The following is an 18,974-nucleotide window of genomic DNA, read 5'->3' on the forward strand; positions in this document are numbered from 1 at the left end:
ATTACGCCCTTTCGCGCGCCCGCTCGGCCGCCTTCTCCTCGCGCCACGCCTCGTCGTTCTTGCCTTCGCGCCAGTAGCCGGAGATCGACACCGACTCCTTCGCCACGCCGCGCTCGGCGAACAGGTACCGCCGCAGCTCGCGCACGAAGCCGGCCTCGCCGTGGACGAACGCGTGCACGTCCTCACCCGGCCACGGCAGCGCCTTCACCTCGGCCGCGAGGTCTGCACCAGCCGACCGGTGCAGCCACGTGATCTGCGCGTCGGCCTTCGTCACCAGCGGCTGTTCCTCCGAAGCGTCGGACACGAGCAGGAACACGTGCGCGCGAGCGCCGGCCGGCATGACCTCCAGCGACGCGGCGATGGCCGGCAACGCGGCCTCGTCGCCCACGAGCAGGTGCCAGCCCGCGTCAGCGCGCGGCGCGTAGACCCCACCGGGGCCCGCGAGCAGCAGCTCGTCGCCCGGCTGCGCCCGCATCGCCCACGGGCCGGCCAGCCCTTCGTCGCCGTGCACCACGAAGTCGAGCACGAGCTCGCCGGCCGCTTCGTCGTAGGACCGCACGGTGTACGAACGCATCCGCGGGCACTGCTCCCGCGGGAACTCCGCGCGGATGCGCTGCAGGTCGAACGGCTCCGGGTACTCGACGCCCGGCACCTTGAAGATCACCTTCACGTACGCGTCGGTGAACGCGTTGGGCTGGAAATCGCGCAGGCCTTCGCCCCCGGCCACGATCCGGATCATGTGCGGGGTCAGGTTCTCCTTGCGCAGAACCGACAAGCGCACGCCCGGGTTCCCCTTGCGCGCCGGCGCATCGGCCATCGGACACCACCCATTCACTAAGGCTTACCTAATCTGGGTCCACCGTACGCGCCCCTCCCCCGTCCCGCCTAGCGGCACTGGTCAGACGACTGCGAGACCGTCGGCCACCACCACCCCGTCGTGCAGGACCGTCCGGTCCCGGCCGCGGTCCATCACCGCGCTCGTGGGCGTCTCCCCGTCCACGAGGACGAGATCGGCCCGGTCGCCCACGCCGAGCCCCGGGCGGTCCGGCACCCCGGCCAGGCGGGGCACGTCGTGGCTCATGATCGAGGCCCCGCCCATGGTCGCCACGGCCAGGGCCAGCTCGATGTGCTCGTCCCGGCGGAACCCGCGCGTGAACGCGAGCTGCCAGGTCCGGTCCAGCAGGTCGCAGTTGCCGTACGGGCTCCAGTAGTCGCGCTGCCCGTCCTCCCCCAGGCCGATCCGCACGCCGGCGGAAACGAGGTCCAGCAAGGAAAGCTGCCCGGCGGAAGACGGCGCCACCGTGGTCATCGCGACGTCCAGCTCGGCGAAGTCGTCGATCACCCGGCGGCTCACCGACTCGGAGATCGAGCCCAGGTCGTACGCGTGCGACATCGTCACCTTGCCGCGCAGGTCCAGCGCCCGGACGCGCTCCAGCACCAGGTCCGTCGAGAACAGGCCGAGGTGGCCCGGCTCGTGCAGGTGGATGTCCACCTCGACCTGGTGCTTCTCCGCCAGGCCGAACACCGCGTCCAGGTGGCCCTTCGGGTCGCGGTCCACCGTGCACGGGTCGATGCCGCCGATCACCGTCGCGCCGGACCGCAGCGCCGCGTCCAGGACGTCGAGCGTGCCCGGTTCCCGGAGGATGCCCGCCTGGGCGAACGCCATCACGTGCACCTCGGCCTGGTCCGCGAACTTGTCCTTCGCGGCCAGCACGGCGTCGAGCTTCTCCAGCCCGCAGTCGACGTCGACCTGCGCGTAGCTGCGGACGCGCGTGGTGCCGTGCGCGATCATCCGCTCCAGCGTGCCCGCCACCCGCTCCGGCAGCGGCACCTCCGCCGACCGCCAGTTCTCACGGTCGTTGGTCATCATCGCCCACACGCCGGGGCCGCCGGTGTGGGGACGGAACGGCAAGCCGATCCGCGTCGAGTCCAGGTGCACGTGGACGTCGCTGAACGACGGGAACAGCAGCCGGCCCCGGCCCTCGATCGCGTCGGCGACCGGGGCCGGGTCGTGCGGGCGCACCGCCGCGATCCGGTCGCCGGTCAGCTCCACGTCGCTGCGCTCGCCACCCCAGGGGCGGACATCACGGATCAACACGGGACGAACCGTAGCGCGGCGGTCCGACGGAATCGGATCACGCCGCCGCGCGCGGATCGCTCACCCGGGTGTTCTGGAACGCCGTGATCAGCCAGCCCGTTCCCGAGCGGACCAGCACGAACGTCAAGGTGCTCTCCCGCCCCTGAGCCACGGCGTCGCCCCCGTCGAGCGCCGAACCGCCGCCGGAGACGACGACGGCGACGTCCTCGGCCGGGAACCGCACCGACGCGTCGCCGGGTCCCCCGATCTTCGAACCCCGCAGCGGACCCTCGAACAACGCGCGGTGCGAGCTCTCGATCAGCTCGCGGCCGGGCAGGCGCATCCCGAAGAACGTCACGTAATCGGCGTCTTCGGTGAACAAACTCGCGTACGCGGCGGCGTCGCCGCTGTTCCAGGCGTCGGCGAGCCGACTGAGCACGGTGAGGACTTCTTCCCGGTCGGTCATGGTGAGCTCCTTGTCGAACGGCGTTCGTCATAACGAACACCGTTCTATCGGCGAACGGTGTTCGAGTCAAGGCCCGATTCGTCTAGGCTGCTGTCCATGACCGTCCCGCCCCCGCCGTGGCGCCGTGGCCCGAGCCCTCGCCGGCGCGCCGAAAAGCCGTTGCTGTCACGGGAATTGGTGGTGAAGACGGCGCTGGGCCTGCTCGCCGCCGAGGGCTTCGAAGCCGTGTCGATGCGAAGGATCGCCCAGCAGCTGGAGACCGGGCCCGCGTCGCTCTACGCGCACGTGGCCAACAAGGAGGAGCTCGACGAGCTCATGCTCGACGCGGTCCTGGGCGACGTGCCGGTGCCGGAGCCGGATCCCGGGAACTGGGCCGAGCAGGTGAAAGAGCAGGTGCGCCAGCAGGTCCGCGCGATGGTGGCCTACCCGGGCATCGCGAAGGTCGCGTGGAACACGCCGGTGCCCGTCACGCCGAACTCGCTGCGCCAGGGCGAGGCGATGCTCGCGATCCTGCGCGCCGGGGGCCTGGATCTGAAACAGGCGGTGTTCGCGGGCGACGCGTTGAGCCTGTACGCCAAGGCGTACGCGTACGAAGCGAGCAGCTGGACGTTCGGCGACTACGACGAGGCGGAAGTCGCCGAACGCGAACGGCAGATGGCCGACTACATGCGGTCCCTGCCGGCCGGTGCGTTCCCGAACCTGTTGCAGTCGGGGCAGTTCTTCACCGGCGAGACGAGCAAGGACCGCTTCGAGTTCGCCCTCGCGATGTTCGTGGGCGGACTGCAGAGCCTCGTCAGGGCTTGAGCACGATCTTGCCGCGCGTGTGGCGCCGCTCCAGCTCGCGGTAGGCGTCCTGCACCCGCGCCAGCGGGTAAGTGGCCGCGACGGGCACCTCGAGCAGGCCCTTGTCCACCAGCGCGGCGAGGTCGCGCATGACCTCGGCGCTCGCGGCGGCCATGTTGCCCTCGGTCTTCACGTTGTACTTCTGCGCGGCGGCGAAGTCGATCACGGTGTCGATCCGTCCCGTGTAGACACCCAGGCGCAGCGCGAGCTCGACGTACCCGTCGCCGTAGGTGTCGATGAACGCGTCGACCTTGCCGCCGGTGACCTCGCGGAGGCGCTCTTCGAGACCCTCGCCGTAGGCCACCGGGAGCACGTCCTGCTCCGCCAGCCACGCGTGGTTGGCCTCGCTCGCGATCCCGACCACGGTCGCACCGGTGAGCTTCGCCAGCTGCACGACCAGGGAGCCGACACCGCCGGCCGCACCGGACACCACGAGGGTGTCGCCGTCGTGCAGGTGAACCGCGCGCACGGCGGCGTACGCGGTGGTGCCCGCGACGAACAGCCCACCCGCCGCTTCCCACGACACGCCGCTGGGCTTCGGCGTCAGGTTCTCGGCGTCCACCAGCACGAACTCGGCCTGGCTGGAGCGCGTGTGCACGAAGCCGATGACCTCGTCACCGACCTGGATCTCCTCGACGCCCGCACCCAGCTCGGCGACGACGCCGGCGAGGTCGCTGCCCTGCCCGGACGGGAACGTCGACGGGAACTGCTGCGCGAACACGCCTTCGCGGATGGCGGCTTCACCGGGGTTGATCCCGGCGGCTCTGACCTCCACGAGCACCTGGCCGGGACCGGGCACCGGACGGGCGACCTCTTCCACTCCCAGGACGTCGATCCCGCCGTGTTCGCTGTACCTGACCGCCTGCGGCATGCGCGACTCCCTCGCTCGTCGATACTTCGACCAACGAACCATCAGCCCGGTTTATGCCCGCTGAGCGAAAATTCAGCCGGCCAGGCGACGGACCACACCGTCGGCGAGCAGCCGCCCGCGGTCCGTGAGCACGGCGCGGCCGCGACTGTCCAGAAGGGACGGTTCCAGGAGTCCTTCCGCCGCAGCGGCGCGGGCTTCGGCGATTCCGGCGGCGTCGAGCGCATCGAGCGCGAGTCCTTCCGCGACCCGGAGTTCGAGCATGATGCGTTCGAGGTGCCGGTCCTCTTCGGTGAGCAGCTCACGGCCGGCTTCGGGACTGTTCCCCTCCGCCAGCAGCGACGCGTACTTGGCCGGGTGCTTGACGTTCCACCAGCGCACGCCGCCCACGTGGCTGTGCGCGCCGGGGCCCGCGCCCCACCAGTCGCCGCCCTGCCAGTAGCCGAGGTTGTGCCGGCAGCGGGCCGCGTCGCCGGAGGCCCAGTTGGACACCTCGTACCACCGCAGGCCGGCGGCCGAGAGCACGGAGTCGATCATCTCGTAGTCGGTGGCCAGCACGTCGTCGTCGGGCGCGGGCAGCTCGCCCCGGCGCACGCGGCGGGCGAGCGCGGTGCCCTCCTCCACGATCAGCGCGTACGCCGACACGTGGTCGACACCCGCGGACAGCACGGCGTCGAGCGAGGCCCGCAGGTCCTCCGGGCGCTCGCCGGGCGTGCCGTAGATCACGTCGAGGTTCACGTGCTCGAACCCGGCGGCCCGCGCCTCGCGCGCGGCGTCCACGGGCCGGCCGGGCGTGTGCACGCGGTCGAGCACCTGCAGCACGTGCCGCGCGGCCGACTGCATCCCCAGCGACACCCGCGTGTACCCGGCCGCCCGGATCCGTTCGAAGAACTCCGGCGACGTCGACTCGGGGTTGGACTCGGTCGTGACCTCGGCGCCCGGCGCCAGCCCGAACGCGTCGCGCACGACCTCGAGCACCTCCGCCAGCCCGTCCGCGCCCAGCAACGACGGCGTGCCCCCGCCCACGAACACCGTGTCGGTCGCCGGCGGCTCCCCGAGCACCCGCGCGGCCAGCTCCAGCTCGCGGCGCAGCCCGTCGAGCCACGACCTCGGCGACGCGGCAGAGCCCAGTTCACCGGCGGTGTAGGTGTTGAAGTCGCAGTACCCGCAGCGCGTGGCGCAGAACGGCACGTGCACGTAGACGCCGAACGGCCGTCGCCCGAGCCCCTCCAGGGCACTTTCGGGCAATCCGGTCTCGGCAGGCAGCTCGGCTACGTCAGGCACGACGTCCATTGTCCCTCGCACCGCCCCGGCGCGACCCGGGCCCTGCTCCACCCGGGCGGAAGTTCGGCCGCCGAACGAACCTCCGCGTCACCCGAGCCGGCCGGAACCCCTCCCGAGCGGCCTTCCGGGCGACCCCCGTTCGGCGGCAAAACCGCAGGCAGCGAGCCCGATCACCCACAGTCCGGGCCCGCGCGCAAGCCCCGTGCGCAGGCCCTCCCACCATCCGGACGCGTTTGAACCACGTTCTGAACGCGTGGTTATCTGGGCCGGTGAGTCCTGCCGGTGTCCTTCTCGTGGCGCGCCGCCACGTCGACCTTCTGCGGGTCGCGAGCGCGCTCTGCCGGCCTGCCCGCTGACTCCCGACGCCCGACCCAGCCCACCACATCTGGACCGCCGGCGCCGGACCCGCCGCGATCCCCGTCGCCCGCCTCGAAGCGGCACGACCTCAGCGGCGTCCGGAGCCACTAACCGGAGGACTCCTCATGGCCTCACCCACGCGTGAAACCCCCGCGAAGAGCCGGCCGCGGCAGAAGCGCGGCGAGGGACAGTGGGCGCTCGGCTACCGAGAGCCGCTGAACCCCAACGAGCGGTCGAAGAAGGACGACAACCCGCTCAACGCCCGCGCGCGCATCGAGAACATCTACGCCCACGGCGGCTTCGACTCGATCGACCCCGGTGACCTGCGAGGCCGGTTCCGCTGGTTCGGCCTCTACACCCAGCGCAAGGAAGGCATCGACGGCGGCCGCACGGCCACGCTCGAGCCCGAGGAGCTGGACGCCCGCTACTTCATGATGCGCGTGCGCCTCGACGGCGGCATGCTCACCACGCAGCAGCTGGCCGTGCTGGCGGAGATCTCCCAGACGCACGCGCGCGGCACCGCGGACATCACCGACCGGCAGAACATCCAGTACCACTGGATCCGGATCGAGGACGTGCCCACGATCTGGCAGAAGCTCGAGAACGCGGGCATGACCACCATGGAGGCGTGCGGCGACAGCCCCCGCGTGATCCTGGGCTCGCCCGTCGCCGGGATCGCGGCCGACGAGATCATCGACGGCACACCCGCCATCGAGGAGATCAAGCGCCGCTACATCGGCGACCCGCAGTACGCGAACCTGCCGCGCAAGTTCAAGACCGCGGTGTCGGGCCAGCAGGACGTGGCGCACGAGATCCACGATGTCGCGTTCGTCGGCGTGAACCACCCCGAGCACGGCCCGGGCTTCGACGTCTGGGTCGGCGGCGGCCTCTCGACCAACCCGATGATCGGCCAGCGCCTCGGCGCCTGGGTGCCGCGCGACGAGGTGCCGGACGTGTGGGAAGGCGTGATCAGCGTCTTCCGCGACTACGGCTACCGCCGCCTGCGCTCGCGCGCCCGCATCAAGTTCCTCGTGAAGGACTGGGGCGCCGCGAAGTTCCGCGAGGTGCTGGAGGAGAAGTACCTCAAGCGCCCGCTGCTCGACGGCCCCGCGCCGGACGTGCCGCCCGCCCCGATCGACCACGTCGGCGTGCACCGGCAGGTCGACGGCAAGTTCTACGTCGGTGCCGCGCCCGTCGCCGGCCGCGTGAACGGCGAGACGCTGCTGGCCGTGGCCAAGGCCGCCGAACGCGCGGGCTCCGGGCGGGTGCGCCTGACGCCGCAGCAGAAGCTCGTGGTCCTCGACGTGCCCGAGTCCGAGGTGCCGGGCCTGGAGACGGAGCTCGCCGAGCTGGGCCTGCACACCAAGCCCTCGCCGTGGCGGCGCAGCGTGATGGCGTGCACCGGGCTGGAGTTCTGCAAGCTCGCGATCGTCGAGACGAAGGCCCGCGCGCAGGCGCTGGTCACCGACCTCGAGAAGCGGCTCGCCGACGTGCAGGGCGACCTGGAGAACCCGGTCAGCGTGCACCTCAACGGCTGCCCCAACTCGTGCGCCCGCATCCAGACCGCCGACATCGGGCTCAAGGGCCAGATCGTCACCGACGCCGAGGGCCGCCAGGTCGAGGGGTTCCAGGTGCACCTCGGCGGCGGGCTCGGCCTCGACGCCGGGTTCGGCCGCAAGCTGCGCGGGCACAAGGTCGTCGCCGACGAGCTGGTCGACTACGTCGAGCGCGTGGTCCGCGCCTACCTCGAGGGCCGCGAGCCCGGCGAGCGCTTCGCGCAGTGGGTCGGGCGGGCCGACGAAAGCCTGCTGCAGTGACCTCGACAGAACGAGCGGTGCCCTACTATTGCCCGTTCTGCGGTGACGAGGACCTGCGCCCCGCCGAAGACGGCGGCTGGCTCTGCGGCGCCTGCCGGCGCGGGTTCTCGGTGAAGTTCCACGGACTGTCCCTACCGGAGGAGACGCTCGGATGACGGCCACAGCTGACTACCGGACCCTGGCCGAACGCGCGGAGAAAGAGCTGGCCCAGGCCACGGCGGAGGAAGCCCTGCGCTGGACGGTCGAGCAGTTCGGCGACGACTTCATCGTCGCGTCGAACATGCAGGACGCCGTGCTCATCGACCTGGCGACCCAGGTCAAGTCCGATGTGGACGTTTTGTTCCTCGAGACCGGTTACCACTTCCCGGAGACGATCGGCACGCGCGACGCCGTGCAGACGGTGTACCCCGACGTGACGATCGTCAACGCGCAGGCCGCGCAGAGCGTGGCCGAGCAGGACGCCGAGTACGGCAAGGACCTGTTCGCCCGGGACCCCAACCAGTGCTGCTTCCTGCGCAAGGTGGTGCCGCTGCGCGACACGCTGGCGAAGTACTCGGCGTGGGTCACCGGCGTGCGCCGCGTGGACGCGCCGACCCGCGCGAACACCCCGATCGTCACCTGGGACGAGCGCAACGGCCTCGTGAAGGTCAACCCGCTCGCCGCGTGGACCGACGACGAGTTCAACGGCTACATCCGCGACCACGGCGTGCTCGAGAACCCGTTGGTGTCAGTGGGTTATCTGTCCATCGGCTGCGCGCCGTGCACGGCGAAGGTCGAGGCCGGGCAGGACCCGCGCAGCGGCCGCTGGGCCGGCCAGTCGAAGACCGAGTGCGGACTGCACGGCTGATGGCGAACACAGAGGGACCGATGACCACTCTGGAACCCGCGGTCGACAACCTGGTCGCGCTGGAATCCGAAGCCATCCACATTTTCCGCGAAGTGGCGGGTGAGTTCGACCGGCCCGTGATCCTCTTTTCCGGCGGCAAGGACTCGACGCTGCTGCTGCACCTGGCGATCAAAGCCTTCTGGCCCGCGCCGGTGCCGTTTCCGTTGCTGCACGTGGATACCGGGCACAACTTCGACGAGGTCATCGAGTTCCGCGACCGCGTCGTCGAGAGATACGGGCTGCGGCTGGTGGTGGCGAAGGTGCAGGACTGGATCGACGACGGCCGCTTGGAAGAGCGCGCCGACGGCCTGCGCAACCCGCTGCAGACCACGCCGTTGCTGGACACGATCGCGGAGAACAAGTTCGACGCGGTGTTCGGCGGCGGCCGCCGCGACGAGGAACGGGCGCGGGCCAAGGAACGCATCTTCAGCCTGCGCAACTCGTTCGGGCAGTGGGAGCCGCGGCGGCAGCGGCCGGAGCTGTGGAACCTCTACAACGGCCGTCACCGCCCGGGCGAGCAGGTGCGGGTGTTCCCGTTGTCGAACTGGACCGAAGCGGACGTGTGGAACTACATCGCGCGGGAAAAGGTCGAGCTCCCGTCGATCTACTACGCCCACCAGCGCGAGGTCTACCAGCGCGACGGCATGTGGCTGGCCGAAGGTCCCTGGGGCGGCCCCCGTCCGGACGAACAGGTGCGGGAGCTGTCGGTGCGGTACCGGACCGTCGGCGACGGTTCGTGCACGGGGGCGATCGAGTCCACCGCGGTGACCGTGCAGGACGTGATCGCGGAGGTGTCGGCGTCGCGGCTGACCGAGCGCGGGGCGACCCGGGCGGACGACCGGATGTCGGAAGCGGCCATGGAAGACCGCAAGCGGGAGGGCTACTTCTGATGAGTTCGCTGCTGAGGCTCGCCACGGCGGGCAGCGTCGACGACGGCAAGTCCACCCTGGTCGGGCGGCTGCTGTACGACACGAAGTCGGTGCTGGCCGACCAGCTCGACGCCGTCACCCGCGCGTCGGTGGACAAGGGACTGTCCACTCCGGACCTGTCCCTGCTGGTGGACGGTTTGCGCTCGGAGCGGGAGCAGGGCATCACCATCGACGTCGCCTACCGCTACTTCGCCACCCCACGGCGCTCGTTCGTCCTGGCGGACACCCCGGGCCACGTGCAGTACACCCGTAACACGGTGACCGGCGCGTCCACCGCGCAGCTCGCGGTGCTGCTGGTCGACGCGCGCAAGGGTGTCGTGGAGCAGACCCGCCGCCACGCCGCCGTGCTCGCCCTGCTCGGGGTGCCGCGGCTGGTACTGGCGGTGAACAAGATCGACCTCGTCGACTACGACGAAGAGACCTTCTCCGTCATCGCCAAGGAGTTCACCGCCCACGCCGAATCGCTGGGCTACGGGCACGGCACCGTCGTCACCATTCCCGTCTCCGCGCTGGAGGGGGACAACGTCGCCACCGCCTCCGAGCGCACCCCCTGGTATGACGGCCCGACCCTGCTGGAGCACCTGGAAACCGTGCCCGTGGCGCCGGACCCGCACGAGGCGGCGTTCCGGTTCCCCGTGCAGTACGTGATCCGGCCGCGCACGCCCGAGTACCTCGACTACCGCGGCTACGCCGGGCAGATCGCCGCCGGCACCATCCGGCCGGGCGACGAGATCGTGGTGCTGCCCGCCGGGCTGCGCAGCACGGTCGAGCGCATCGACACCGCCGACGGACCGCTGGACGAGGCGGGCGCCGGCACGTCCGTGACGCTGCTGCTGGCCGACGACCTCGACATCTCCCGCGGCGACCTCATCGCCGTGGCCGATCGCGCGCCCCGCGTCACCGACGAGCTCACCGCGACGCTGTGCTGGCTCTCGTCGAAGCAGCTCAAGCCGGGCGCGCGCGTGCTCGTGAAGCACGGCACGCGCACGGTCCAGGCCATGGTCACCGAGCTCACCGCCCGCTTCGACGAGCAGACGCTGTCCAGCGTGGACGATCCGGACTCGCTGGACCTCAACGACATCGGCCGCGTCGAGCTGCGCCTGGCCGAGCCGCTGGGCGTGGACGACTACACCGACAGCCCGCGCACGGGCGCGTTCCTCGTCATCGACCCGAAGGACGGCGACACGCTCGCCGCCGGGCTGGTCGGCGAACGGTTCCCGTGACGGCTCCCCTCGTCCCCGTCGCGCACGGCAGCCGCGACCCCCGCTCGGCCGCGACCGTGCGGGGGCTCGTGGAGCGCGTGCGCGCGCAGGCGCCGGGGATCGAGGTCTACGAGTCCTTCCTGGACCTCTCGCAACCGCGGGTCACCGACGTCCTGCGCCGGCTGTACACGCAGGGCCACCGCGCCGCCGTCGTCGTGCCACTGCTGCTCGGCAGTGCGTTCCACGCGCGAGTGGACCTGCCCGCGCTCGTCGCCGAGGTCAAGGCGGAGTGCCCGGGCTTCGACGTGCGGGTGTCCGAGGTGCTGGGCGTCGACCCGATGCTGGAACGCGTCGCACTCGACCGGCTCTCCGGCGCCGGCCTGGGCCCGGGCGACGGGGTCGTGGTCAGCGCCGTCGGTTCGTCGAACGCCGGGGCCAACGCCGCCGTCGCCGACCTGGCCGCCCGCTGGGAGGGCGAGCTGGGGCTGCCGGTCACCGAGGCGTTCGCGAGCGCGGCGCAGCCCGACGTACCCGCCGCCGTGGCGCGGCTGCGGGCTCGGGGCGTGCGGCGGATCGTCGTCGCGTCGTGGTTCCTCGCGCCCGGACTGCTGCCCGACCGCATCGCGGTGCACGCGCGTGAGGCCGACCGCGCCGTGTTCCTCGCCGAACCGCTGGGCACCGACCCGCGCGTGGCCGCCGCCGTGCTGCACCGCTATGCGGACGTCGTGACCCGGATACCGCTTTAGCAGCACACTCCTGCGCAGGTCAGCACCTAAAGCCGAATCCAATACGCGTTTTGGGTGGCACCTGACCCTGGACGCCGACGTGACGGCGCCGAAGCTCACGGTGGCCGGCGGCGTCGCCACATTGTCGTTCCCGGCCCGGGCCGCCCTCGTCCCGGCGGCCCCCGACGCACGTCACAGGCTCCCCCGCGGGCCCGTGTGCGATTGTGGTGCCATGGTTGACGAACTGGTGCACTACGACGTGGTGGGCGGCACCGCCACGATCACCCTCGACTCCCCGTACAACCGCAACGCCCTGTCCGCGCAGCTGCGCCGCGAGCTCTCCGAGTCGCTGGACAAGGCCGTCGCCGACGACGCCGTGCGGGTGGTGCTCCTGACGCACACCGGCCCGGTCTTCTGCGCCGGCATGGACCTCAAGGAGGCCCGCGGGGCCGGGGCCGGCGACCAGGGTGTGAACGAGTTCCCGAAGATCCTCGAACGGCTGTGGACCAGCCCGAAGCCGGTCGTGGCGCGCCTGGCCGGCCCGGCCCGTGCCGGCGGCATCGGCATGGTCGCCGCGTGCGACATCGCGGTCGCGGTGCCCGAGGCGACGTTCGCGTTCTCCGAGGTCCGCATCGGCGTGGTGCCGGCCGTGATCTCGCTGACGGTGCTGCCGCGGCTGAACCCCCGCGCCGCGCACGAGCTGTTCCTCACCGGCGACGTGTTCGACGCGCGGCGGGCCGTGGAGATCGGTTTGCTCAACGCCGCGGTGCCCGCCGCCGAGCTCGACGAGACCGTGCAGCGGTACCTCAAGTCGCTGACGCTCGGCGGCCCGAAGGCGTTGGCAGCGACCAAAACCCTGCTGAGCAAGCCGCGTCCGGCCACGCCGTCGGAAGGCTTCGCCGCGATGAACGAGCTGTCGGCCGGGTTCTTCGCGAGCGAGGAAGGTCAGGAAGGCATCCTCGCGTTCGCCCAGAAGCGCAAACCGAACTGGGTCCCCGAAGACTGAACTGAGGCCCGTGTCCCGATCCCCGATCTGCCAGCGGGGATCGGGATGGTCACGAGTCGGCGAGAACGACCGTCAGCTGCCAGGAATCGGCTTTGCCGTCGACCGGGCCGAGCGCGCGCTGGGCGTCGGAAAGGACACTGCGGATCGCCAGGTAGTTCTTCGGTTCGGCCTGGCGCAAGGCTTCCGAGCCGCGCCAGATCAGCACGTGCTCTCCGGCGGGCAGCCACGACAGGTCCGTGAGCATGTCGTACAACGCGTCGAGGTTGCGGCCGAAGTAGTCCGGAAAGGACATGGCCTTCGCGATCGCGTCGAGCGTGGAGGCCTTGTCCACGGTGCCGCCGTTGACCAGGTGCGGGTACGCGCCCCGTGCGAAGGCCTCGTCCGCGGCGGCCTTCGCCTCGTCGGCCGGCGTCACCGGCTCGGGTCCACGACGACGAACGACGCGTAGTGGTCGTCGGTGTAGAACAGTTCCTTGGCCTGCCCGGTCACCAGGCGGCGCGGGCCGCGGTCGGGGCTCTTCGGCGTCGTCACCGTGAACTCGTGGTAGTAACCCGATTGCTTCCGCGGCAGCACTTTCTCACGATTCTCGAACACGACGTCGTCGTTGCGCGGATAGGGGTACGGCCCGCCCGCCTGGATCAGCTTCCATGTGTCGCGCGCCTGCGAGGGCAAGCCGGACAACGGTTTCACCGGCAGCCCGGAGTCGCTGCCGGGCAGCTTCGCGGCGACGCCCGAGGCGCCGGCCGGGGCGGAGCTGCTCGGCGTGGCGGGGGCCGACGAGGACGAGTCCCCGACGTTCTCCTTCACGAGCCAGCCCGCGAGCACCAGCACGAGGAGACCGACGAGTGCGGCGGTGATCCGCCTACGGTTGACCATGGTGAGTGAGCCTAAGAGGGCGGGTTGTCGTCGTCGCGGGCCGGGCCGAACCAGCGGGCGAAGCGGCCCACGAGCTTGTCGATCACCCACGCGGCGAGCAGGCACAGCGGGACGACCACGACCATGACCAGCACGAACTGGACGGGGAACCAAGCCTGGGCGAGCCACAGCTCGACCCCGTCCCACCAGTCGGCCAGCCCGTTGAACACAGGTGTGAGCCTACGCGCGCCAGGCTGCGTCGGCGCGCCCAGGGGCGGTAGGTTGCTGCCATGTTCGCCGTATACGCGAAGGAACCCAACGCCGCGGCCCCGCTCGACTCTCTCGTCGCCGGCGAGCGGCCCGAGCCCGAGGTGCCCGAAGGCTGGGTCCGGGTGCACGTCAAGGCCGCCAGCCTCAACATGCACGACCTGTGGACGCTGCGCGGCGTCGGCATCAAGCCCGACCAGTTCCCGATGATCCTGGGCTGCGACGGCGCCGGCACGCTCGACGACGGCACCGAGGTCGTGATCCACTCCGTGGTCAACGCCCCGGGCTGGCAGGGCGACGACACACTCGACCCGAAGCGCACCCTGCTGACCGAGAAGCACCAGGGCACGTTCGCCGAGCAGGTCGTGGTGCCCGCGCGCAACGTGGTGCCCAAGCCGGCCGGGCTCACGTTCCCCGAAGCCGCGACGATGGGCACGGCGTGGCTGACCGCGTACCGGATGCTGTTCGTGAAGTCCGGCCTGCGCCCCGGCCAGACGATGCTGGTGCAGGGCGCGTCCGGTGGCGTGTCCACGGCGCTCATCGCGCTCGGGCGCGCGGCGGGCTTCCGCGTGTGGGTGACCGGCCGCAGCGAGGAGAAGCGCGCGGTTGCCGAAAGCGTCGGCGCGCACCAGACGTTCGAGTCCGGCGCGCGGCTTCCCGAGCGGGTCGACGCGGTGTTCGAGACCGTGGGCAAGGCCACCTGGGCGCACACCCTCAAGTCACTCAAGCCGGGCGGCATCGTGGTGGTGTCGGGGTCCACGAGCGGCCCGGACCCGTCGGCCGACCTGCAGCGGGTGTTCTTCCTGCAGCTGCGCGTCGCCGGCTCGACCATGGGCACGCGCGACGAGCTGGCCGACATGCTGAGCTACCTCGACCTCAAGGGGATCAAGCCCCGGATCGGGACCGAACTGCCGCTGGCCGAGGCCGAGGCGGGGTTCCGGGCGATGCTCGACGGCGAGACCGCGGGCAAGATCGTTTTCACCCGCTGAGTCGGCAGAAACCCTCCGGCCTGGGCTTTTCCGTCACGGATCAGCCCGGGCCGGTGCTTGTACGCCGCATTCCGTTAACCGTCAACACCCCGAGTTCGCAATCGGCTTGTTACCCCCGATGTTCGACCAGAACTCGACCTTGAACGGTTAACCTGTAGACATGACCGCATCGAAGCGGCCCGCACCCGCTGTCCGGGGCGGCCGGCCCAGCAGCGAACCGGATCCCGTCCGGGTCTCCTTCCGGCGCTTCGCCGGAGTGCGGACGCGGGTGCTCGAAGTCGGTCCACCGGTGGTGGAGGCCGAGGCGCCCAAGCGGTCCCGCAAGCGGGGCACCGGGAAACCCCGCGCACCCCGGCTGGTGCTGCTCCACGGCTACTGCGACAGCGCCGACACCTGGCGTCCTGTGCTGGCCGAGCTCGCCACCGCGGGCATCGCGGCCGTCGCCGTGGACCTGCCCGGTTTCGGCGACGCCCAGCCCCTGCGCCCGGGCCCCATGCTCCCCCAGCTCGACGCGTTCGCCGCCGCCGTCGTGCGCGAGCAGGCCGTGCTCGGCCCGGTGGTGCTCGCCGGCAACTCCCTCGGCGGCACGCTCGGCCTGCGCGCGGCCCAGAACCCGCGGCTGCCGCTCGTCGGCGTCGTGTCGATCGCCGCGCCCGGCTTCGTCGACTCGTGGCTCGTCCGCACGGTCGCACGCAACCCGTTGCCGCTGCGGCTGTACTCCGCGCTCCCGCTGCCGGTACCCGGGTTCCTGGTCCGCGCGGTCGCCGAGCAGGTCGTCCCCCGCCTGCTGTACGCCGACGCGGGCACCGCCGACGCCGGCCAGGTCCGCCGCTTCACCACGCTCTTCCCCGACTACCGCGCCACCACCTCCCGCCTCGAGCAGGCCCGCCAGCTCGTCACCGAGCTCGCCGACGCCTACCAGCTCGACCGCGTGCACGTCCCGCTCCTGGTCGTGGCCTGCGGCAAGGACAAGCTCGTCTCCTCGGCCGCCGGCCGCCGCCTGCACACCCTCGTGCCGCACAGCCGCCTCCTGGTGCGCGAGGACTGGGGCCACTGCCCCCAGCTCGACGACCCACCCGAGATCGCCGAGCTCCTCACCTTCTTCGCCGCGGGCGCCGTCCGCTCCGGCGACGTGTCCCGGCCCGCGCGCGCCGCGTCCCAGGCCGCGGAGGACACCGCGGCGGGCTGAGTTCCCGCCCGCTTCGGAACATCGGTGACACAGCGGACACGGCCTAGTACGGTGCGCTGCCAGAGCCCGTGACCCGGGCTCGGTTCACGACGTATGAGGAGACATCGATGTCCGCTCCGCGCAGCCTGGGAACAGGGTCCGGCATCTTCCGGCGCAAACCGATCGAGACGATCGAGAGCGGCGGTGACGGCCTGCAACGCACGCTGGGGCTGCGCCAGCTGACGGCGATCGGCGTGGGCGGCATCATCGGTGCCGGGATCTTCTCGCTGGCGGGCGCGGTGGCCAACCAGACGGCCGGCCCCGCCGTGCTGATCTCGTTCCTCATCGCGGGCGTCGCGAGCGCGGCGGCGGCGTTCTCGTACGCCGAGTTCGCCGGGCTGATCCCGCGCGCCGGCTCGGCCTACACCTACGGCTACGCGGTGCTGGGCGAGATCGTCGGCTGGTTCATCGGGTGGGACCTGCTGCTGGAGTACACCGCGATCGTGGCGGTGGTCGCCATCGGAATCTCCGGCTACTTCAACGACCTGCTGGGCTTCCTGCACGTCTCGCTGCCGCAGTGGATGTCGGGCGCGCCGGGCACGGAGCCCGAGGGCGTGGCGCACGGCTCGTACGTGGTGAACCTGTTCGCCGTGGTGCTGTGCCTGCTCATCGCGTTCATCCTCAACCAGGGCATGAAAAACGCGGCGCGGTTCGAGACGCTGCTGGTGTACCTGAAGGTCGCGCTCGTGGTGCTGGTGATCGTGGTCGGCGCCTTCCACATCAAGACGGGCAACTACACCAACTTCTTCCCCTTCGGCGTCAGCGGCGCGTTCACGGGTGCGGCCACGGTCTTCTTCGCGGTCTTCGGCTACGACGCCATGTCCACCGCGGCCGAGGAGTCGAAGGACTCCCAGAAGCACATGCCGAAGGCGATCCTGTACTCGCTCGCGATCTCGATGGTGCTCTACGTCCTCGCGTGCCTCGTGCTGACCGGCATGGTGAACTACCAGGACATCGACCCCGAAGCGGCGTTCTCCAGCGCGTTCGCGTCGGTGGGCCTGGGCTGGCTGGGCGCGGTGATCGCGGTCGGCGCCATCATCGGCATCCTGACCGTGCTGTTCACCTTCCTGCTCGGCGCCACGCGCGTCGGCTACTCCATGAGCCGCGACGGCCTGCTGCCGAAGTGGTTCGGCAAGACGCACCCGGTGCGCAAGGTGCCCACCCGCACCACGTGGATCCTCGGCGTGGCGTCGGCGGTCATCGCCGGGTTCCTGCCGATCGGCGAGGCCGCCGAGCTCACCAACATCGGGATTCTGCTGGCATTCGTGGTGGTGTGCATCGCGGTGATCGTGCTGCGGTACAAGCGCCCCGATCTGCCCCGCACGTTCCGGACGCCGGGGATGCCGGTGGTGCCGATCATCGGGGTGGTCTTCTCGATCTGGCTGATCACGTTCCTGAAGCCGGAGACGTGGTTGCGCTTCGCGATCTGGTTCGTGATCGGGATGGCCGTCTACTTCGGTTACAGCCGCCGCCACTCCGTGCTGGCGCGCGGCGAACAGCGTGAGTCCACTTCGGACTGATCCGACAGGGCCGGCCTGCTGAGGCGTTCACGCGGAACGCCTCAGCAGGACGCCTACAGCTCGGCGCGGAAGATCAGGCCCGGCTCCTCGTACCGGGCCTCCGGCACCGCGTAGAGCTTCTCGATCTCTTCGGAGAGCGACGGGTAGCCGGCGATGAGGAGCGCGGTTTCCTCGGCCGACGGCGTCACACCGGCGGCGGAGAGCAGGGCGGGGACGACGGTCGCGGGATCGGGTGTCACGGGAGTTTCCTTTCCTGGTACGGGGTTCACGACAGCGGGGGAACCTGGCGGTGCCAGGAGGTGCGCTGCTGGTAGGCGTACCCGGCTGCGAGCACGGTGGCCTCGTCGAACGGCTTGCCGACGATCTGCAGGCCGAGCGGCAGCCCGTCGGCGGTGAAACCCATGGGCACCGACATCGCGGGGTTGCCGAGCGCGTTCCAGTACGGCGTGTGGAGCGCGTCGACGATCTTGTCGAGCGTCAGCTTGTCCACCTCGGGGGCGCCGCACGCGCTCGTCGGCGTGAGGATGAGGTCCACGTCGGCGAAAAGGGCGGCGACCTGGCGCTGTCCGACGCGCCGGACGCGCTGGGCCTGGACGTAGTCACCCGCGCTGACGAGGGCGCCGGTGACGACCGCCATGCGGGTGCCGGCCCCGTAGTCGGTCCAGCGCGAGCGCAGGTCCGGCTGGTGGTAGGCGTACGCCTCGGCCGAGAGCCCGGCCATCGTGGCGGTCTTGAGCTCGTCGTACAGCGGCAGCCGCACGTCGACGACCTCGGCCCCGGCCGCGACGAGCTCGGCGACGGCCGCGTCCAGCGCCGGGTCGAGTTCCGGCGCGGTGAGCGGCGAGCGGTCGAGGAGGCGGTCGATGCCGATCCGCAGCCCGGCGAGTGAGCCGGTGAGCCCGCTGGTGTAGTCGTCGACCGGGCGGTCGGCCGACGTCGCGTCGCTGCTGTCGTGACCGGCGAGCACGGCGAGCATCACCGCGCAGTCTTCGGCGCTGCGCGCCATCGGTCCGATGTGGTCGTAGCTGTAGCCCAGCGGCACGCACCCGGCTTTCGGGACGCGGCCGAAGGTCTGTTTGAGACCCGTGATCCCGCAGCTGGTCGCGGGGTACCGGATGCTGCCGCCGGTGTCGGTGCCGAGTCCGCCGAGGAACAGCCCGGCCGCCACCCCGCTCCCGGTGCCCGAGCTCGAACCGCCGGGATAGCGCTCCGTGTTCCACGGGTTGCGCGGGATCGGGAACGGCTTGTCGGGGTCAGGCGTGCCGATCGCGTACTCCATGGTGCTGGTCTTGCCGGTGACGATCGCCCCGGCGGCCCGCAGCCGCGCCACGACGGGAGCGTCCCCGCCGGCGCCCCACGCGCGGTCGAGCACGAGGCTCTGCGCGGTGGTCTCGCCCTCCTCGGTGGCGATGATGTCCTTGATTCCCAACGGGATTCCGTGCAGCGGGCCGCGGTCGACGCCGCCGGCCAGCTCCGCGTCGGCCTTCGCGGCGGCGGCCAGCGCCGTCTCGTCGAACCGCGCCAGGTACACCCCCAGTGCCTCGTCGTGGGCGTCGGCGGCCGCGTAGGCCGCGGTCGTGAGCTCCACCGACGTGGTCTCGCCGGCGCGCAGTGCCGCGGCGGCTTCGGTGATGGTCAGGTACATCGCGTCCTCC

22 protein-coding genes are annotated in these 18,974 nt (G+C 71.2%); 12 read left to right on the forward strand and 10 right to left on the reverse strand.

Going from position 1 to position 18,974, the window contains the following annotated elements; all coding sequences use genetic code 11:
- Position 1 precedes the first annotated feature (1 nt).
- From ACQPXB_RS34600 to ACQPXB_RS34610, 3 genes are all read right to left on the reverse strand, one after another.
- Entirely contained in the window at positions 2–817 is an 816-nt protein-coding gene (locus tag ACQPXB_RS34600) for a siderophore-interacting protein (protein WP_386952349.1), read from the reverse strand.
- A gap of 81 nt (positions 818–898) precedes the next feature.
- Positions 899–2,098 carry an amidohydrolase family protein gene (locus tag ACQPXB_RS34605; protein ID WP_366582560.1) on the reverse strand — a complete coding sequence of 400 codons (1,200 nt, stop codon included), beginning with the start codon at positions 2,096–2,098 and terminating at the stop codon, positions 899–901.
- 37 nt (positions 2,099–2,135) lie between these two features.
- Complete coding sequence (locus ACQPXB_RS34610; RefSeq protein WP_432845829.1) at positions 2,136–2,543, reverse strand: SgcJ/EcaC family oxidoreductase; 408 nt, start codon at positions 2,541–2,543, stop codon at positions 2,136–2,138.
- Positions 2,544–2,639: 96 nt separating this feature from the next.
- Here ACQPXB_RS34610 and ACQPXB_RS34615 point away from each other — a divergent pair, with 96 nt between their 5' ends.
- Complete coding sequence (locus ACQPXB_RS34615; protein ID WP_386952343.1) at positions 2,640–3,347, forward strand: TetR/AcrR family transcriptional regulator; 708 nt, start codon at positions 2,640–2,642, stop codon at positions 3,345–3,347.
- Here the strand turns inward: ACQPXB_RS34615 and ACQPXB_RS34620 are convergent.
- A complete protein-coding gene (locus ACQPXB_RS34620; protein WP_366582557.1) occupies positions 3,337–4,257 on the reverse strand; it encodes an NADP-dependent oxidoreductase in 921 nt (306 codons plus the stop codon). The two genes, ACQPXB_RS34615 and ACQPXB_RS34620, sit on opposite strands and share 11 nt — an antisense overlap.
- Before the next feature lie 72 nt (positions 4,258–4,329).
- Positions 4,330–5,538, reverse strand: a complete 1,209-nt coding sequence (gene hemW, locus ACQPXB_RS34625) for a radical SAM family heme chaperone HemW (RefSeq protein WP_366582556.1) — start codon at positions 5,536–5,538, stop codon at positions 4,330–4,332.
- Between the two features lie 269 nt (positions 5,539–5,807).
- Between hemW and ACQPXB_RS34630 the strand changes: the two genes are divergently transcribed.
- The 8 genes from ACQPXB_RS34630 (at position 5,808) to ACQPXB_RS34665 (ending at position 12,460) form a co-directional block, all read left to right on the forward strand.
- Positions 5,808–5,894 carry a putative leader peptide gene (locus ACQPXB_RS34630; RefSeq protein ID WP_354874210.1) on the forward strand — a complete coding sequence of 29 codons (87 nt, stop codon included), beginning with the start codon at positions 5,808–5,810 and terminating at the stop codon, positions 5,892–5,894.
- A gap of 126 nt (positions 5,895–6,020) precedes the next feature.
- Positions 6,021–7,712, forward strand: coding sequence for a nitrite/sulfite reductase (locus ACQPXB_RS34635; RefSeq protein WP_366582555.1), 1,692 nt, complete (start codon positions 6,021–6,023; stop codon positions 7,710–7,712).
- A complete protein-coding gene (locus ACQPXB_RS34640; RefSeq protein ID WP_354874043.1) occupies positions 7,709–7,867 on the forward strand; it encodes an Insertion element protein in 159 nt (52 codons plus the stop codon). The genes ACQPXB_RS34635 and ACQPXB_RS34640 overlap by 4 nt, the downstream gene beginning before the upstream one ends.
- Complete coding sequence (locus ACQPXB_RS34645) at positions 7,864–8,559, forward strand: phosphoadenylyl-sulfate reductase (RefSeq protein ID WP_366582554.1); 696 nt, start codon at positions 7,864–7,866, stop codon at positions 8,557–8,559. The genes ACQPXB_RS34640 and ACQPXB_RS34645 overlap by 4 nt, the downstream gene beginning before the upstream one ends.
- 20 nt (positions 8,560–8,579) lie before the next feature.
- Positions 8,580–9,488, forward strand: coding sequence for a sulfate adenylyltransferase subunit CysD (gene cysD, locus ACQPXB_RS34650; protein WP_432845830.1), 909 nt, complete (start codon positions 8,580–8,582; stop codon positions 9,486–9,488).
- Complete coding sequence (locus tag ACQPXB_RS34655) at positions 9,488–10,750, forward strand: sulfate adenylyltransferase subunit 1 (protein WP_386952331.1); 1,263 nt, start codon at positions 9,488–9,490, stop codon at positions 10,748–10,750. Before cysD ends, ACQPXB_RS34655 begins: the two co-directional genes overlap by 1 nt.
- Complete coding sequence (locus ACQPXB_RS34660; RefSeq protein ID WP_432845831.1) at positions 10,747–11,475, forward strand: sirohydrochlorin chelatase; 729 nt, start codon at positions 10,747–10,749, stop codon at positions 11,473–11,475. The genes ACQPXB_RS34655 and ACQPXB_RS34660 overlap by 4 nt, the downstream gene beginning before the upstream one ends.
- Positions 11,476–11,686: 211 nt before the next feature.
- The gene (locus tag ACQPXB_RS34665; RefSeq protein ID WP_432845832.1) at positions 11,687–12,460 is read left to right on the forward strand and encodes an enoyl-CoA hydratase-related protein; all 774 of its coding nucleotides are present in this window, start codon (positions 11,687–11,689) and stop codon (positions 12,458–12,460) included.
- Positions 12,461–12,509: 49 nt separating this feature from the next.
- On the opposite strand, the gene ACQPXB_RS34670 is transcribed toward ACQPXB_RS34665, so the two are convergent.
- From ACQPXB_RS34670 to ACQPXB_RS34680, 3 genes are read right to left on the reverse strand one after another with little or no spacing between them, the layout of a single operon-like run.
- Positions 12,510–12,875 (reverse strand): barstar family protein, encoded by a 366-nt coding sequence (locus ACQPXB_RS34670; protein ID WP_285973937.1) that lies wholly within the window; start codon positions 12,873–12,875, stop codon positions 12,510–12,512.
- Complete coding sequence (locus tag ACQPXB_RS34675; protein ID WP_366583838.1) at positions 12,872–13,336, reverse strand: ribonuclease domain-containing protein; 465 nt, start codon at positions 13,334–13,336, stop codon at positions 12,872–12,874. Before ACQPXB_RS34675 ends, ACQPXB_RS34670 begins: the two co-directional genes overlap by 4 nt.
- 11 nt (positions 13,337–13,347) lie before the next feature.
- Positions 13,348–13,545 (reverse strand): hypothetical protein, encoded by a 198-nt coding sequence (locus tag ACQPXB_RS34680; RefSeq protein WP_364054715.1) that lies wholly within the window; start codon positions 13,543–13,545, stop codon positions 13,348–13,350.
- A gap of 60 nt (positions 13,546–13,605) precedes the next feature.
- Here ACQPXB_RS34680 and ACQPXB_RS34685 point away from each other — a divergent pair, with 60 nt between their 5' ends.
- From ACQPXB_RS34685 to ACQPXB_RS34695, 3 genes are all read left to right on the forward strand, one after another.
- Positions 13,606–14,571 (forward strand): zinc-binding dehydrogenase, encoded by a 966-nt coding sequence (locus tag ACQPXB_RS34685; protein ID WP_432845833.1) that lies wholly within the window; start codon positions 13,606–13,608, stop codon positions 14,569–14,571.
- A 160-nt stretch (positions 14,572–14,731) separates the two neighbouring features.
- Positions 14,732–15,760, forward strand: a complete 1,029-nt coding sequence (locus ACQPXB_RS34690) for an alpha/beta fold hydrolase (protein WP_432845834.1) — start codon at positions 14,732–14,734, stop codon at positions 15,758–15,760.
- A gap of 107 nt (positions 15,761–15,867) precedes the next feature.
- Positions 15,868–17,319 carry an amino acid permease gene (locus ACQPXB_RS34695; protein WP_366583841.1) on the forward strand — a complete coding sequence of 484 codons (1,452 nt, stop codon included), beginning with the start codon at positions 15,868–15,870 and terminating at the stop codon, positions 17,317–17,319.
- Between the two features lie 53 nt (positions 17,320–17,372).
- Here the strand turns inward: ACQPXB_RS34695 and ACQPXB_RS34700 are convergent, their stop codons facing one another.
- Positions 17,373–17,558: a hypothetical protein gene (locus tag ACQPXB_RS34700; RefSeq protein ID WP_366583842.1), complete on the reverse strand. Its 186-nt coding sequence runs from the start codon at positions 17,556–17,558 to the stop codon at positions 17,373–17,375.
- A 26-nt stretch (positions 17,559–17,584) separates the two neighbouring features.
- Complete coding sequence (locus ACQPXB_RS34705) at positions 17,585–18,964, reverse strand: amidase (protein WP_432845835.1); 1,380 nt, start codon at positions 18,962–18,964, stop codon at positions 17,585–17,587.
- Positions 18,965–18,974: the final 10 nt, after the last annotated feature.

The organism is Amycolatopsis sp. CA-161197, from assembly GCF_050942255.1.
GTDB lineage: Bacteria > Actinomycetota > Actinomycetes > Mycobacteriales > Pseudonocardiaceae > Amycolatopsis.